The organism is Ureibacillus sp. FSL E2-3493 (assembly GCF_038077515.1).
In the GTDB taxonomy this organism is placed as follows: domain Bacteria; phylum Bacillota; class Bacilli; order Bacillales_A; family Planococcaceae; genus Ureibacillus; species Ureibacillus halotolerans.
Genome location: NZ_JBBOPK010000001.1, coordinates 2,534,458 through 2,548,604, shown reverse-complemented (window position 1 = coordinate 2,548,604; position 14,147 = coordinate 2,534,458). Strand labels below are relative to the sequence as shown.

Below are 14,147 nucleotides of genomic sequence, written 5' to 3'. Positions count from 1 at the left end.
AGGTAACTCAAAGCTTTCGTCGCAAAACTGCACGGAGTAATCTCACTGATGCAAAGTCACGATGTGACTGAAGTCAGTAGTCTTGTTCTTTGAAAACTGGATAAAACGACATTGAAAGCAATAAAATTCAAGCAAATTTTTATTATTCAGCTAAAGCAGAATAATAAAAAAGCCTCCGGCGGATGTCACAGATTTTTAGAGGTATTTAATTTTAAAAACATCTGCAAAGCAGACATTTTTAAAATAAAAATCTGGACGGCAAATTCGTCGAGGACGCATTTGATTGTGTAGTTCTTAAGTCTTTTCTTTATAAGAAAAGCAGTAACTAACTTTTTTAGGTTAAGTTATGAAGGGCGCACGGTGGATGCCTTGGCACTAGGAGCCGATGAAGGACGGCACTAACACCGATATGCTTCGGGGAGCTGTAAGTAAGCTTTGATCCGGAGATTTCCGAATGGGGGAACCCACTGTTCGTAATGGAACAGTATCTTGACGTGAATACATAGCGTCATGATGGCATACCCAGGGAACTGAAACATCTAAGTACCTGGAGGAAGAGAAAGAAAATATTCGATTCCCTGAGTAGCGGCGAGCGAAACGGGAAAAGCCCAAACCAAGAGGCTTGCCTCTTGGGGTTGTAGGACACTCTATATGGAGTTACAAAGGAATGAATTAGGCGAAGCGACCTGGAAAGGTCTGCCGCAGAGGGTAAAAGCCCCGTAGTCGAAAGTTCATTCTCTCTTGAGTGTATCCTGAGTACGGCGGAACACGTGAAATTCCGTCGGAATCCGGGAGGACCATCTCCCAAGGCTAAATACTCCCTAGTGACCGATAGTGAACCAGTACCGTGAGGGAAAGGTGAAAAGCACCCCGGGAGGGGAGTGAAATAGAACCTGAAACCGTGTGCCTACAAGTAGTTAGAGCCCGTTAATGGGTGATAGCGTGCCTTTTGTAGAATGAACCGGCGAGTTACGATTACGTGCAAGGTTAAGTCGAGAAGATGGAGCCGTAGCGAAAGCGAGTCTGAATAGGGCGGTATTAAGTACGTGGTCGTAGACCCGAAACCAGGTGATCTACCCATGTCCAGGGTGAAGGTGAGGTAACACTCACTGGAGGCCCGAACCCACGCACGTTGAAAAGTGCGGGGATGAGGTGTGGGTAGCGGAGAAATTCCAATCGAACTTGGAGATAGCTGGTTCTCTCCGAAATAGCTTTAGGGCTAGCCTCGTGATTAAGAATACTGGAGGTAGAGCACTGTTTGGACTAGGGGCCCATCTCGGGTTACCGAATTCAGACAAACTCCGAATGCCAGATATTTATACACGGGAGTCAGACTGCGAGTGATAAGATCCGTAGTCAAAAGGGAAACAGCCCAGACCACCAGCTAAGGTCCCAAAGTAATCGTTAAGTGGAAAAGGATGTGGCGTTGCTTAGACAACCAGGATGTTGGCTTAGAAGCAGCCATCATTTAAAGAGTGCGTAATAGCTCACTGGTCGAGTGACGCTGCGCCGAAAATGTATCGGGGCTAAACGATTCACCGAAGCTGTGGATGGACATCTTTGATGTCCGTGGTAGGAGAGCGTTCTAAGGGCGTTGAAGTCAGACCGGAAGGACTGGTGGAGCGCTTAGAAGTGAGAATGCCGGTATGAGTAGCGAAAGATGGGTGAGAATCCCATCCACCGTATGACTAAGGTTTCCTGAGGAAGGCTCGTCCGCTCAGGGTTAGTCGGGACCTAAGTCGAGGCCGATAGGCGTAGACGATGGACAACAGGTTGATATTCCTGTACCACCTCCCCGCCGTTTGAGTAATGGGGGGACGCAGTAGGATAAGGTAAGCGCGCTGTTGGATATGCGCGCCCAAGCAATAAGGCGTGGAAGTAGGCAAATCCGCTTCCTAATACGCCAAGCTGTGATGGGGAGCTCTATTGAGCGAAGTACCTGATTTCACGCTGCCAAGAAAAGCCTCTAGCGAGGCGGGAGGTGCCCGTACCGCAAACCGACACAGGTAGTCGAGGAGAGAATCCTAAGGTGTGCGAGAGAACTCTCGTTAAGGAACTCGGCAAAATGACCCCGTAACTTCGGGAGAAGGGGTGCTCTCGTGAGAGAGCCGCAGTGAATAGGCCCAGGCGACTGTTTAGCAAAAACACAGGTCTCTGCAAAACCGTAAGGTGACGTATAGGGGCTGACGCCTGCCCGGTGCTGGAAGGTTAAGAGGAGGGGTTAGCATTAGCGAAGCTCTGAATTGAAGCCCCAGTAAACGGCGGCCGTAACTATAACGGTCCTAAGGTAGCGAAATTCCTTGTCGGGTAAGTTCCGACCCGCACGAAAGGCGTAACGATCTGGGCACTGTCTCAACGAGAGACTCGGTGAAATTATAGTACCTGTGAAGATGCAGGTTACCCGCGACAGGACGGAAAGACCCCGTGGAGCTTTACTGTAGCCTGATATTGAATTTTGGCACAACTTGTACAGGATAGGTAGGAGCCAGAGAACTCGGAGCGCCAGCTTCGAGGGAGGCGTCGGTGGGATACTACCCTGGTTGTGTTGAAATTCTAACCCATACCCCTTAGCGGGGTAGGAGACAGTGTCAGGTGGACAGTTTGACTGGGGCGGTCGCCTCCTAAAAGGTAACGGAGGCGCCCAAAGGTTCCCTCAGAATGGTTGGAAATCATTCGTAGAGTGTAAAGGCACAAGGGAGCTTGACTGCGAGACCTACAAGTCGAGCAGGGTCGAAAGACGGGCTTAGTGATCCGGTGGTTCCGCATGGAAGGGCCATCGCTCAACGGATAAAAGCTACCCCGGGGATAACAGGCTTATCTCCCCCAAGAGTCCACATCGACGGGGAGGTTTGGCACCTCGATGTCGGCTCATCGCATCCTGGGGCTGTAGTCGGTCCCAAGGGTTGGGCTGTTCGCCCATTAAAGCGGTACGCGAGCTGGGTTCAGAACGTCGTGAGACAGTTCGGTCCCTATCCGTCGTGGGCGTAGGAAATTTGAGAGGAGCTGTCCTTAGTACGAGAGGACCGGGATGGACACACCGCTGGTGTACCAGTTGTCTTGCCAAAGGCATCGCTGGGTAGCTATGTGTGGACGGGATAAGTGCTGAAAGCATCTAAGCATGAAGCCCCCCTCAAGATGAGATTTCCCATTACGCAAGTAAGTAAGATCCCTCAAAGACGATGAGGTAGATAGGTTCGAGGTGGAAGTGTGGTGACACATGGAGCTGACGAATACTAATCGATCGAGGACTTAACCAAATCTTAAATGCATTCAATGTCTTTATCCAGTTTTGAAAGAATAATTTTTTCTTTTCATACATACCCAGGAGGATTAGCTCAGCTGGGAGAGCACCTGCCTTACAAGCAGGGGGTCGGCGGTTCGAGCCCGTCATCCTCCACCAAAGCCGGTGTAGCTCAATTGGTAGAGCAACTGACTTGTAATCAGTAGGTTGAGGGTTCAAGTCCTTTCGCCGGCACCATTTTTTAGAGCCATTAGCTCAGTGGTAGAGCATCTGACTTTTAATCAGAGGGTCGAAGGTTCAAGTCCTTCATGGCTCACCAGTTTTTAAATAAGCGGGTGTGGCGGAATTGGCAGACGCACTAGACTTAGGATCTAGCGCCGCAAGGCGTGGGGGTTCGACTCCCTTCACCCGCACCATTTAAATTGCCAGATAAACAAAAGCACATGCGGAAGTAGTTCAGTGGTAGAACACCACCTTGCCAAGGTGGGGGTCGCGGGTTCGAACCCCGTCTTCCGCTCCAAATGTGCCGGGGTGGCGGAACTGGCAGACGCACAGGACTTAAAATCCTGCGGTAGGTGACTACCGTACCGGTTCGATTCCGGTCCTCGGCACCATTTATTGCGCCCGTAGCTCAATTGGATAGAGCGTCTGACTACGGATCAGAAGGTTGTGGATTCGACTTCTGCCGGGCGCGCCAAAGAAGCGAACGGGAAGTAGCTCAGCTTGGTAGAGCACTTGGTTTGGGACCAAGGGGTCGCAGGTTCGAATCCTGTCTTCCCGACCATGACAAATTAAAAATAATATTATGGGGCCTTAGCTCAGCTGGGAGAGCGCCTGCCTTGCACGCAGGAGGTCAGCGGTTCGATCCCGCTAGGCTCCACCAACCATAATAAAGATCCTGGCGGCGTAGCTCAGCTGGCTAGAGCGTACGGTTCATACCCGTGAGGTCGGGGGTTCGATCCCCTCTGCCGCCATCTTTAAGGACCTTTAGCTCAGTTGGTTAGAGCAGACGGCTCATAACCGTCCGGTCGCAGGTTCGAGTCCTGCAAGGTCCACCATAGAAGTATAAAACGGAGGAATACCCAAGTCCGGCTGAAGGGATCGGTCTTGAAAACCGACAGGCGGGTTAAACCGCGCGGGGGTTCGAATCCCTCTTCCTCCGCCATTTCAAATTAAATAAATGATAGTATTATCGCGGGGTGGAGCAGTTCGGTAGCTCGTCGGGCTCATAACCCGAAGGTCACAGGTTCAAATCCTGTCCCCGCAACCAAATGGTCCCGTGGTGTAGCGGTTAACATGCCTGCCTGTCACGCAGGAGATCGCCGGTTCGATCCCGGTCGGGACCGCCATAATATATTCGCCAAAGGCGAAATTGATTGTATGGGTCGGTAGCTCAGTTGGTAGAGCATTAGATTGAAGCTCTAAGTGTCGGCGGTTCGATTCCGTCCCGACCCACCATATATGCGGGTGTAGTTTAATGGTAAAACCTCAGCCTTCCAAGCTGATGTCGTGAGTTCGATTCTCATCACCCGCTCCAATAGGGGCCTATAGCTCAGCTGGTTAGAGCGCACGCCTGATAAGCGTGAGGTCGATGGTTCAAGTCCATTTAGGCCCACCATAAAACATAATTATTCCGAAGTAGCTCAGTGGTAGAGCAATCGGCTGTTAACCGATCGGTCGTAGGTTCGAGTCCTACCTTCGGAGCCATATTGGGGAAGTACTCAAGAGGCTGAAGAGGCGCCCCTGCTAAGGGTGTAGGTCGGGTAACCGGCGCGAGGGTTCAAATCCCTCCTTCTCCGCCATACATAATTTTGTGTTAGGCCCGTTGGTCAAGTGGTTAAGACACCGCCCTTTCACGGCGGTAACACGGGTTCGAATCCCGTACGGGTCATAATTTTAAAAAAATTTATAAAAAGACTTGAAAAATAATGCAATTATGATATTATAAATCTTGTCCTTATTTAAATAGTCTAGTGATGATGGCAAAGAGGTCACACCCGTTCCCATACCGAACACGGAAGTTAAGCTCTTTAGCGCCGATGGTAGTTGGGGGCTTCCCCCTGCGAGAGTAGGACGTTGCTAGGCATTATACCCAGGAGGATTAGCTCAGCTGGGAGAGCACCTGCCTTACAAGCAGGGGGTCGGCGGTTCGAGCCCGTCATCCTCCACCAAAGCCGGTGTAGCTCAATTGGTAGAGCAACTGACTTGTAATCAGTAGGTTGAGGGTTCAAGTCCTTTCGCCGGCACCATTTTTTAGAGCCATTAGCTCAGTGGTAGAGCATCTGACTTTTAATCAGAGGGTCGAAGGTTCAAGTCCTTCATGGCTCACCAGTTTTTAAATAAGCGGGTGTGGCGGAATTGGCAGACGCACTAGACTTAGGATCTAGCGCCGCAAGGCGTGGGGGTTCGACTCCCTTCACCCGCACCATTTAAATTGCCAGATAAACAAAAGCACATGCGGAAGTAGTTCAGTGGTAGAACACCACCTTGCCAAGGTGGGGGTCGCGGGTTCGAACCCCGTCTTCCGCTCCAAATGTGCCGGGGTGGCGGAACTGGCAGACGCACAGGACTTAAAATCCTGCGGTAGGTGACTACCGTACCGGTTCGATTCCGGTCCTCGGCACCATTTATTGCGCCCGTAGCTCAATTGGATAGAGCGTCTGACTACGGATCAGAAGGTTGTGGATTCGACTTCTGCCGGGCGCGCCAAAGAAGCGAACGGGAAGTAGCTCAGCTTGGTAGAGCACTTGGTTTGGGACCAAGGGGTCGCAGGTTCGAATCCTGTCTTCCCGACCATGACAAATTAAAAATAATATTATGGGGCCTTAGCTCAGCTGGGAGAGCGCCTGCCTTGCACGCAGGAGGTCAGCGGTTCGATCCCGCTAGGCTCCACCAACCATAATAAAGATCCTGGCGGCGTAGCTCAGCTGGCTAGAGCGTACGGTTCATACCCGTGAGGTCGGGGGTTCGATCCCCTCTGCCGCCATCTTTAAGGACCTTTAGCTCAGTTGGTTAGAGCAGACGGCTCATAACCGTCCGGTCGCAGGTTCGAGTCCTGCAAGGTCCACCATAGAAGTATAAAACGGAGGAATACCCAAGTCCGGCTGAAGGGATCGGTCTTGAAAACCGACAGGCGGGTTAAACCGCGCGGGGGTTCGAATCCCTCTTCCTCCGCCATTTCAAATTAAATAAATGATAGTATTATCGCGGGGTGGAGCACGAACGAATAAGCATCGTAGCTAAGCTTCAGCGCAACGATTTCGCAAACTTCTTGAGTTGCTATACGAAATCGGGACGGGTTCAGGAAAATCTGAATGCGTCATGTAAAGTCAGTATTATTAAATAAATATTATTATCGCGGGGTGGAGCAGTTCGGTAGCTCGTCGGGCTCATAACCCGAAGGTCACAGGTTCAAATCCTGTCCCCGCAACCAAATGGTCCCGTGGTGTAGCGGTTAACATGCCTGCCTGTCACGCAGGAGATCGCCGGTTCGATCCCGGTCGGGACCGCCATAATATATTCGCCAAAGGCGAAATTGATTGTATGGGTCGGTAGCTCAGTTGGTAGAGCATTAGATTGAAGCTCTAAGTGTCGGCGGTTCGATTCCGTCCCGACCCACCATATATGCGGGTGTAGTTTAATGGTAAAACCTCAGCCTTCCAAGCTGATGTCGTGAGTTCGATTCTCATCACCCGCTCCAATAGGGGCCTATAGCTCAGCTGGTTAGAGCGCACGCCTGATAAGCGTGAGGTCGATGGTTCAAGTCCATTTAGGCCCACCATAAAACATAATTATTCCGAAGTAGCTCAGTGGTAGAGCAATCGGCTGTTAACCGATCGGTCGTAGGTTCGAGTCCTACCTTCGGAGCCATATTGGGGAAGTACTCAAGAGGCTGAAGAGGCGCCCCTGCTAAGGGTGTAGGTCGGGTAACCGGCGCGAGGGTTCAAATCCCTCCTTCTCCGCCATACATAATTTTGTGTTAGGCCCGTTGGTCAAGTGGTTAAGACACCGCCCTTTCACGGCGGTAACACGGGTTCGAATCCCGTACGGGTCATTACTAAACACTCTCAAGATAAACATTATCTTGAGAGTGTTTTTTGTTTAAAATGAAAGAATTTCTCATTGTTGTACAATATTTTACGTTTGAAAAGGCTAAATTAGGTGAACCTTAATTAATAGATAGAAGGAGGTTTAAAATAAATGAATCAATCACAAATGGAACAATTAAAAAACAATTTATTAGAGGAATTGAAGGATTTAAAAGAAGGTTTAGAAACCCACGATGATATAGATCGTACGGAATTATCCAATTATGATAATCACCCTGGAGATAATGCTTCTGATTTAACATCGCAATTAACAGAATATGCAATGGATGATTTTAAACAAGAAAGTATTGAAAAAATAGAGGCTGCGTTAAATGCAATGGAAAATGGAACATATGGAAAATGTGAAGTATGTCAAAAAGAAATTCCATTTGAGAGGTTAGAGGCAGTTCCTACGACATTGACTTGTAAAGAACATAGTCATGAAAAAATTGATATGGAAACTCGACCAGTGGAAGAAGAAATTATGAATGAACTTACACATAAATCATTATTAACGGTCGATTTTGAGGATGGTTCTGGTGAATACCCGTCATCTGATAGTCCGCAGGATGTTCCGCAGGAGATTATTCATCAAAATAATCAAGAAACATCTATTCGAGATCGTCTACAATAAAATGAATAATTGTTCCTTCATCTATAGCAAGAACTATCCATTTTCCTATACAATATAGAAAAACAATGGATAGGCGGGAGAAAAGTGGATATTATTGATTTGCATTGTGATGTGTTGGAGAAATTAACGAGATTAGAAGCGGTCGATTTTCAAAATGATAATAGGCTACATGCGAATCTAAACTATTTACAAGCTGGAAAAGTGAAAGTTCAAGTATTTGCGATTTTTATTCATCCTGATGTCCCTCAAAAAGAAAAGTTTTTAGAAGCAGCCCGTCAAATAGAGGCATTCCATACAAAAGTATTAAGCAAATCCGAGATGGTACACATTACGGATTGGAGACAATTAGATGAACTGAAAGAAGGAGAAATCGGAGCCGTTTTAAGTCTTGAAGGTTGCGATTGTATTGGAGAAGATATAGGAAAGCTTCAACATTTAATCGATGCAGGAGTTAAAATTGTTGGACTTACTTGGAATGAAGAAAATACTGTTGCATATGGGACGTCTGAAGCCCCTTCAAAAGGTTTAAAACCCTTTGCCCATGAAGTCATTCAATTATTAAATCAACATGATATTCTACTTGATGTGGCCCATTTAAATGAACAAGGTTTTTATGAAGTACTCCCTTTAGCAAAACATATCATTGCCAGTCATTGTAATGCTAGAAGCATCTGTGACCATCCTAGAAATCTCACAGATGAGCAAATTAAAGCATTAGTTCAAAATGGAGGAAGAATTCATGTCGTTTTTTATCCTCCTTTTATCGAACCAGCTAAAGAAACTACGACGATAAATGAACTTCTTAAACATATTCAACATTTAACTTCTTTAGTAGGGGTTGAATCGATAGGCTTTGGGTCAGATTTTGATGGAATGGATCCTTTAGCGATTGAAAAGCTATCTAATGCTAGTGAATATCAGAATCTTATTAATGCCTTGTTGAATACTTATTCAATTGAGGAAGTTCAGATGATGGCAAGTAAAGGATTTAGAAATTACGTAATGGGGATTGGAAAGCGTGAGAAATAGATCTTACGCTTTTTTTTAATGGAATCAATTAGTCAATTTTACATATTAAAAATGAAGGCGGTAAGGAATATCGATATTGTATATAAGAAAAAAATGATATGATAGAATAGATATCGAGTGATTCGAAAAGATTATTTAAACAAGCAGATATTTAATTGTCTGTTATTTTTATGGCAAAATTGCCTTTGTTGGAGGGAAAATTCATGCATCAGAAGTGGTTACAAACCACTGAAGTAGAAGTGGGAACAGTCAATTCGACATTAACCTTCTATATTGAAACGATTGAAGTTAACCGATTATCGGCCCTTGCATTCTTTGCAGCAGGGGAGAAACAATATAAAGGACAACGGTTTTTCTGGCAAAACCGTGAGAAAACGTTCACATTAGTCGGATTAGGACATGCATATAAAATAGAAAACAATGCAAATGATGAACGTTTTGATTTCATTGAAAAAGAATGGAAAGCTTTAACGAAAAATATTGTAAAGGAAGAAAGTGAACAACAACCGATTTTATTTGGTGGATTTACTTTTGACCCGAACAATATGAAAGAGGGGGAATGGAACGGTTTTCCCCAAAGCTATTTTGCAATAGCGACTTATCAGCTTGTCATTCGGGATGATAAAGCATATGTAAGCATTCATTTAGTTACGAAGAATGAAAATTGCATAGAAGAGTTTGATTTATTACGAAAAGAGCGGGATCAATTGATTCATGCAGCTCAAGTAAAAGAGTTAAAAATGTATGATAAACCGGTAATGACGAATTATCGAGAAGTTTATAAAGAAGATTATTTAAAAACGATTGCAACGGTAACCAATTTAATTAAAAATAACGAAGCTGAAAAGGTGGTCATTGCGCGTACTTTAGAAATGCAATTTGATGACATTTTAACAGCTCCCCAAGTGTTATCCCACGTAATAAGCGAGCAGCCCGAAAGCTATTTATTTGGATTAGAACGTGACAAACTTTTATTCTTTGGTGCTTCTCCAGAACGATTAGTAAAAGTTGAGAAAGGTAACGCTTTTTCTTCATGTGTAGCAGGTTCGATTAAACGTGGTAAAACCGTTGAAGAAGATAATGCATTGGGAGAAAGTCTTTTAGCGGATTCAAAAAACTTAGGAGAGCATCGCTATGTGGTCGATATGATTGCTCATACTTTTGAACAAAATTGCATTCAATATAAGGTTCCAAAGCAACCGAAACTGTTAAAAATACGTGATATTCAACATCTTTATACGCCGGTTGAAGGGGTATTAAAACAAGATGCAACGATATTACAACTTGTTAAACATTTACATCCTACTCCTGCATTAGGGGGCGTACCTCGTCAGGAAGCGCTTTCGATTATTCGCCAATATGAGTCGATGAATCGAGGATTATATGCGGCTCCATTAGGTTGGATGGATGCAGAAGGAAATGGAGAATTTATTGTGGCGATTCGTTCTGCTGCATTAAAAGAAAATACGGCATTTTTATATGCTGGCGGCGGTATTGTTGCTGATTCCGAACCAATTTCGGAATATGAAGAAACATTAGTGAAGTTCCGTCCGATGTTACGTGCTTTAGGAGGACAACTACATGAATAATCGAGAAATATTAACAAATTACGTTTATAAAATGGTTGCTTCACTTATGCAAAATGGTGTAGAAGATGTAGTAATAAGTCCTGGATCTCGTTCTACACCTCTTGCTTATGCGTTTGCTTCGACGAAAAATTTAAATATTTATCGACAAGTTGATGAACGTTCAGCAGCATTTTTCGCTTTAGGAATTGCGAAAGCAAAAGCTAAACCAGTAGTACTATTATGTACGTCAGGTACAGCAGCTGCAAACTATTATCCAGCAATTGTTGAAGCAAAATATGCCCGAGTACCTTTAATCGTCATTACGGCAGATCGCCCCCACGAATTGAGGGAAGTTGGAGCACCTCAAGCAATCAATCAATTGAATTTGTATGGAGAAAGGGTAAAGTGGAGCGCTGAATTTCCAATTCCAGATGATGCTAAACAAACGTTACCACATATAGAACGTCATATAGCTCGAGGAGTAAATATTGCAACAACAGCACCCTATGGACCGGTTCATTTTAACGTTCCATTCCGTGAGCCTTTACTAATTGATTTTAAAGAAGAACTTCCCGTTCCATCTTTTCAAAACAGCTATGTAGGAGAAGTAACACCTTCTGAAATGGCAAAGGACACGTTAGAAGGAATTATTCGCCAAACGCAAAAAGGTTTTATCGTCGTCGGAGAATTAGCATTAGGTACTGACTTACAATATATTTGGTCCTTTATTCGTACATTGAAATGGCCAGTGTTAATTGAAAGTCTTTCAAACTTGAGAACGAACGTTCCAGCGGATTGTGAGCCTTATATTATTACTACATATGACGCATTATTAAAAAGCGGACCATTTAAACAACAGGTTGCAGCTGATACAGTAATTCGTTTTGGTGCTCAACCTGTATCTAAATTTCTAACGATTTTTTTAACAGAAACTGAGCCAACTCATTATGTAGTAGTTGATGAAGATCCTATGTTCCGTGACTCAGCTGCGGTTTCTACCCACTTTATTCATGCATCCATTGGAAAGTGGTTAAATGAGTTAAATATAAGTGGCAATCGTATTAATGAAGAATATGTAAAACAGTGGCAAAAAGGGGAGACAATCGCGAAAAAGCATATTGAAAATTACAGTGCCAATGAATCCGATGAAGGGGCAATGGTTCGTATGTTTTTAGAAAAGCTTCCGAGTCAGAGTGATTTATTTGTAAGCAGCAGTATGCCAATTCGTGATATCGATACATTCCTTTTACCAACTGCAAAAGATATTCAAGTATTTGCAAATCGTGGTGCAAATGGGATTGATGGTGTAATGTCAACCGCTATCGGTTTTAGTCAAGGTAGACCAAATCGAGAAATGTATTTATTTATTGGCGATTTAGCCTTTTTACATGATTTGAGTGCATTCATTGCTACTCGTTATCAGCCATGTAATATAAATGTGATTGTCTTTAATAATGATGGTGGGGGAATCTTTTCATATTTATCCCAAGCCACTGTAAAAGAGTATTATGAAGATTTATTTGGTACACCAACATCTTTACAATTTGCTGAAATAGCTAAGATGTATGATATGGACTATCTTTCAATTCATACTTTGGACGAGCTATCGCCATTATTTGAACAACCAAAGGCAAAGCCGTTACGTTTAGTTGAAATCTTTACGAATCGTGAGGAAAATGTCGCTGCCCATCGTAAGCTTTGGCAACGAATTCACGAGGAGTTGGAGCAATGATTTTACAAGCCCGTGGCATTAACGTAAATATTCAAATATGGAATGAGCATTTAACGGAAACAATCGTCCTACTCCATGGTTTTACTGGAACCGTTAAAACATGGGGAAAAACGGCTTCGCAATTTTCTGACTATCGGCTTGTTGCCATTGATTTAGTTGGACATGGTCAAACGGAAGCTCCAGAAGATGTGTCACATTATTCAATGGAAGAACAAATTGAGATTTTAGAAAATCTTTTTTATCAGTTGAAGCTAAATCAATTTATTTTAATCGGCTATTCTTTAGGTGGTCGTGTAGCTCTTTCTTATACCGTTAAGTTTCCGGAAAGAATCCAACAGTTAATTTTAGAAAGTGCTTCTCCCGGATTAAAAACGGAAGAAGAGAGAATGGCGAGAAGAAAAGCCGATGAAGAACTAGCGAAAAGTATTGAACAAAATGGACTTCAATCTTTTGTTCAAAAATGGGAAAACATTCCGTTATTTCATTCGCAAAAAAATTTACCGATAGCAGTACAACAAGCTGTTCGGAAAGAAAGGTTGTCCCAATCTGAAATCGGTCTTGCAAACAGTCTAAGAGGAATGGGAACAGGGGCGCAGCAATCCTTATGGGACCAGCTGGATCAACTTAATAGGCCAGTTACACTTATAACAGGAATGTTAGACGAAAAGTTTTGTAACATTGCTCAAGAAATGAAACTGCGATTGCCTTTTGCGGAACTTCGATTAGTTGAAAATGTTGGACATGCAATTCATGTGGAAAATCCTAAACAATTTGCTACAATAGTAAAGGATGCTATAGAGTTTAATGGGACGACTGGATAAGTTTTATCACTAGCTTTGCTTAGCCTAATGATAACTTAGTACAAAATCCTAAACATCTTGCCGCAATAAGTTGCAATCCATTGCAACAAATACGTCATCGTATTTGATAATCAATAAGGGGGTATATACATGGCACGTGAGTGGACAACTTTACATACTTACGAAGATATTAAGTATGAGTTTTACAACGGTATCGCAAAAATTACGATTAACCGTCCAGAAGTGCGTAACGCATTTCGTCCAAAAACAACTGCAGAAATGATTGATGCATTTTCACGCGCACGTGATGATGAACGTGTAGGTGTTATCATTTTAACAGGTGAAGGTGACCTTGCCTTCTGTTCAGGTGGAGACCAAAAAGTTCGTGGAAATGGTGGATATGTCGGAGAAGACAATATTCCACGTTTAAATGTTTTAGATTTACAAACATTAATTCGTAAAATTCCAAAACCGGTTGTCGCAATGGTAGCAGGTTATGCAATTGGTGGTGGTCACGTATTACATATCGTATGTGACTTAACAATTGCAGCTGAAAATGCTCGTTTCGGTCAAACTGGCCCTCGAGTAGGCTCATTTGACGGTGGATATGGTGCAGGTTATTTAGCACGTATCGTAGGTCATAAAAAAGCTCGTGAAATTTGGTTCTTATGTCGTCAATATGATGCACAACAAGCACTTGAAATGGGCTTAGTAAATACAGTTGTTCCATTAGAACAATTAGAAGATGAAACGGTTAAATGGTGTGAAGAAATTCTTGAATTATCACCAATGGCATTACGTTTCTTAAAAGCAGCATTTAATGCAGACTCTGATGGTTTAGCAGGTATCCAACAGCTTGCCGGAGACGCTACACTTCTTTACTATACTTCCGACGAAGCAAAAGAAGGCCGCGATGCATTTAAAGAAAAACGTAAACCAGACTTCGGTCAGTTCCCAAGATTCCCTTAATAGGAAAGATTGAAATAGGAAGCAAGAGAATCTCGATTCTCTTGCTTTTTTATATGGAAAAGAACAGAATAGGAAAGATAAGAATT

The 14,147-nt window shown here is 43.9% G+C and carries 6 protein-coding genes, 40 tRNA genes and 2 rRNA genes; all 48 read left to right on the top strand.

All coding sequences use genetic code 11. The features are described 5' to 3' along the window. Nucleotides 1–337 precede the first annotated feature (337 nt). The 48 genes from MHH69_RS13175 (at nt 338) to menB (ending at nt 14,061) form a co-directional block, all read left to right on the top strand. Nucleotides 338–3,257: ribosomal RNA gene (locus tag MHH69_RS13175) — 23S ribosomal RNA — on the top strand. Nucleotides 3,258–3,324: 67 nt separating this feature from the next. Continuing rightward, nucleotides 3,325–3,400, top strand: a tRNA-Val gene (locus MHH69_RS13170). Between the two features lie 2 nt (nt 3,401–3,402). Further along, nucleotides 3,403–3,478, top strand: a tRNA-Thr gene (locus MHH69_RS13165). Between the two features lie 7 nt (nt 3,479–3,485). Then, nucleotides 3,486–3,560, top strand: a tRNA-Lys gene (locus MHH69_RS13160). A gap of 12 nt (nt 3,561–3,572) precedes the next feature. After that, nucleotides 3,573–3,657 (top strand) — tRNA-Leu (locus tag MHH69_RS13155). A 29-nt stretch (nt 3,658–3,686) separates the two neighbouring features. Then, nucleotides 3,687–3,761, top strand: a tRNA-Gly gene (locus MHH69_RS13150). A 5-nt stretch (nt 3,762–3,766) separates the two neighbouring features. Beyond that, a tRNA-Leu gene (locus MHH69_RS13145) sits at nt 3,767–3,855 on the top strand. A 6-nt stretch (nt 3,856–3,861) separates the two neighbouring features. Further along, nucleotides 3,862–3,938: transfer RNA gene (locus MHH69_RS13140), tRNA-Arg, on the top strand. Between the two features lie 10 nt (nt 3,939–3,948). Continuing rightward, nucleotides 3,949–4,025 (top strand) — tRNA-Pro (locus MHH69_RS13135). 23 nt (nt 4,026–4,048) lie between these two features. Further along, a tRNA-Ala gene (locus MHH69_RS13130) sits at nt 4,049–4,124 on the top strand. Nucleotides 4,125–4,141: 17 nt separating this feature from the next. Next, nucleotides 4,142–4,215, top strand: a tRNA-Met gene (locus MHH69_RS13125). 7 nt (nt 4,216–4,222) lie between these two features. After that, nucleotides 4,223–4,299: transfer RNA gene (locus tag MHH69_RS13120), tRNA-Ile, on the top strand. Nucleotides 4,300–4,313: 14 nt separating this feature from the next. Continuing rightward, nucleotides 4,314–4,406 (top strand) — tRNA-Ser (locus MHH69_RS13115). Nucleotides 4,407–4,434: 28 nt separating this feature from the next. Then, a tRNA-Met gene (locus tag MHH69_RS13110) sits at nt 4,435–4,511 on the top strand. A gap of 3 nt (nt 4,512–4,514) precedes the next feature. Then, nucleotides 4,515–4,590 (top strand) — tRNA-Asp (locus MHH69_RS13105). A 33-nt stretch (nt 4,591–4,623) separates the two neighbouring features. Further along, nucleotides 4,624–4,699: transfer RNA gene (locus MHH69_RS13100), tRNA-Phe, on the top strand. 5 nt (nt 4,700–4,704) lie between these two features. Next, a tRNA-Gly gene (locus MHH69_RS13095) sits at nt 4,705–4,778 on the top strand. 4 nt (nt 4,779–4,782) lie between these two features. Then, a tRNA-Ile gene (locus tag MHH69_RS13090) sits at nt 4,783–4,859 on the top strand. 14 nt (nt 4,860–4,873) lie between these two features. Continuing rightward, nucleotides 4,874–4,948 (top strand) — tRNA-Asn (locus tag MHH69_RS13085). A 4-nt stretch (nt 4,949–4,952) separates the two neighbouring features. After that, nucleotides 4,953–5,043, top strand: a tRNA-Ser gene (locus MHH69_RS13080). Between the two features lie 17 nt (nt 5,044–5,060). Beyond that, a tRNA-Glu gene (locus tag MHH69_RS13075) sits at nt 5,061–5,132 on the top strand. Between the two features lie 78 nt (nt 5,133–5,210). Then, a 5S ribosomal RNA gene (rrf, locus tag MHH69_RS13070) occupies nt 5,211–5,326 on the top strand. Nucleotides 5,327–5,336: 10 nt separating this feature from the next. Further along, a tRNA-Val gene (locus tag MHH69_RS13065) sits at nt 5,337–5,412 on the top strand. A 2-nt stretch (nt 5,413–5,414) separates the two neighbouring features. After that, nucleotides 5,415–5,490, top strand: a tRNA-Thr gene (locus MHH69_RS13060). Nucleotides 5,491–5,497: 7 nt separating this feature from the next. Continuing rightward, nucleotides 5,498–5,572, top strand: a tRNA-Lys gene (locus MHH69_RS13055). Between the two features lie 12 nt (nt 5,573–5,584). Continuing rightward, a tRNA-Leu gene (locus MHH69_RS13050) sits at nt 5,585–5,669 on the top strand. 29 nt (nt 5,670–5,698) lie between these two features. Beyond that, nucleotides 5,699–5,773, top strand: a tRNA-Gly gene (locus tag MHH69_RS13045). A gap of 5 nt (nt 5,774–5,778) precedes the next feature. Further along, a tRNA-Leu gene (locus tag MHH69_RS13040) sits at nt 5,779–5,867 on the top strand. Nucleotides 5,868–5,873: 6 nt separating this feature from the next. After that, nucleotides 5,874–5,950, top strand: a tRNA-Arg gene (locus MHH69_RS13035). Nucleotides 5,951–5,960: 10 nt separating this feature from the next. Further along, nucleotides 5,961–6,037, top strand: a tRNA-Pro gene (locus MHH69_RS13030). 23 nt (nt 6,038–6,060) lie between these two features. Further along, nucleotides 6,061–6,136 (top strand) — tRNA-Ala (locus MHH69_RS13025). A gap of 17 nt (nt 6,137–6,153) precedes the next feature. After that, a tRNA-Met gene (locus MHH69_RS13020) sits at nt 6,154–6,227 on the top strand. Nucleotides 6,228–6,234: 7 nt separating this feature from the next. After that, nucleotides 6,235–6,311: transfer RNA gene (locus MHH69_RS13015), tRNA-Ile, on the top strand. Nucleotides 6,312–6,325: 14 nt separating this feature from the next. After that, nucleotides 6,326–6,418: transfer RNA gene (locus tag MHH69_RS13010), tRNA-Ser, on the top strand. A gap of 179 nt (nt 6,419–6,597) precedes the next feature. Further along, nucleotides 6,598–6,674, top strand: a tRNA-Met gene (locus tag MHH69_RS13005). Between the two features lie 3 nt (nt 6,675–6,677). Then, nucleotides 6,678–6,753: transfer RNA gene (locus MHH69_RS13000), tRNA-Asp, on the top strand. A 33-nt stretch (nt 6,754–6,786) separates the two neighbouring features. Continuing rightward, nucleotides 6,787–6,862: transfer RNA gene (locus MHH69_RS12995), tRNA-Phe, on the top strand. Nucleotides 6,863–6,867: 5 nt separating this feature from the next. Further along, nucleotides 6,868–6,941: transfer RNA gene (locus tag MHH69_RS12990), tRNA-Gly, on the top strand. 4 nt (nt 6,942–6,945) lie between these two features. After that, a tRNA-Ile gene (locus MHH69_RS12985) sits at nt 6,946–7,022 on the top strand. Between the two features lie 14 nt (nt 7,023–7,036). Further along, nucleotides 7,037–7,111 (top strand) — tRNA-Asn (locus MHH69_RS12980). 4 nt (nt 7,112–7,115) lie between these two features. Next, nucleotides 7,116–7,206 (top strand) — tRNA-Ser (locus tag MHH69_RS12975). 17 nt (nt 7,207–7,223) lie between these two features. Next, nucleotides 7,224–7,295 (top strand) — tRNA-Glu (locus MHH69_RS12970). Between the two features lie 146 nt (nt 7,296–7,441). Beyond that, nucleotides 7,442–7,963 carry a TraR/DksA C4-type zinc finger protein gene (locus MHH69_RS12965; RefSeq protein ID WP_122973633.1) on the top strand — a complete coding sequence of 174 codons (522 nt, stop codon included), beginning with the start codon at nt 7,442–7,444 and terminating at the stop codon, nt 7,961–7,963. A gap of 84 nt (nt 7,964–8,047) precedes the next feature. Beyond that, complete coding sequence (locus tag MHH69_RS12960; RefSeq protein WP_341362497.1) at nt 8,048–8,992, top strand: dipeptidase; 945 nt, start codon at nt 8,048–8,050, stop codon at nt 8,990–8,992. A gap of 203 nt (nt 8,993–9,195) precedes the next feature. Beyond that, complete coding sequence (locus MHH69_RS12955) at nt 9,196–10,581, top strand: isochorismate synthase (RefSeq protein WP_122973635.1); 1,386 nt, start codon at nt 9,196–9,198, stop codon at nt 10,579–10,581. Next, nucleotides 10,574–12,292 (top strand): 2-succinyl-5-enolpyruvyl-6-hydroxy-3-cyclohexene-1-carboxylic-acid synthase, encoded by a 1,719-nt coding sequence (menD, locus tag MHH69_RS12950; protein ID WP_122973636.1) that lies wholly within the window; start codon nt 10,574–10,576, stop codon nt 12,290–12,292. Before MHH69_RS12955 ends, menD begins: the two co-directional genes overlap by 8 nt. Beyond that, nucleotides 12,289–13,113: a 2-succinyl-6-hydroxy-2,4-cyclohexadiene-1-carboxylate synthase gene (gene menH / locus MHH69_RS12945; protein ID WP_341362496.1), complete on the top strand. Its 825-nt coding sequence runs from the start codon at nt 12,289–12,291 to the stop codon at nt 13,111–13,113. Before menD ends, menH begins: the two co-directional genes overlap by 4 nt. Nucleotides 13,114–13,242: 129 nt before the next feature. Beyond that, nucleotides 13,243–14,061 (top strand): 1,4-dihydroxy-2-naphthoyl-CoA synthase, encoded by an 819-nt coding sequence (menB, locus tag MHH69_RS12940; RefSeq protein WP_122973638.1) that lies wholly within the window; start codon nt 13,243–13,245, stop codon nt 14,059–14,061. Nucleotides 14,062–14,147: the final 86 nt, after the last annotated feature.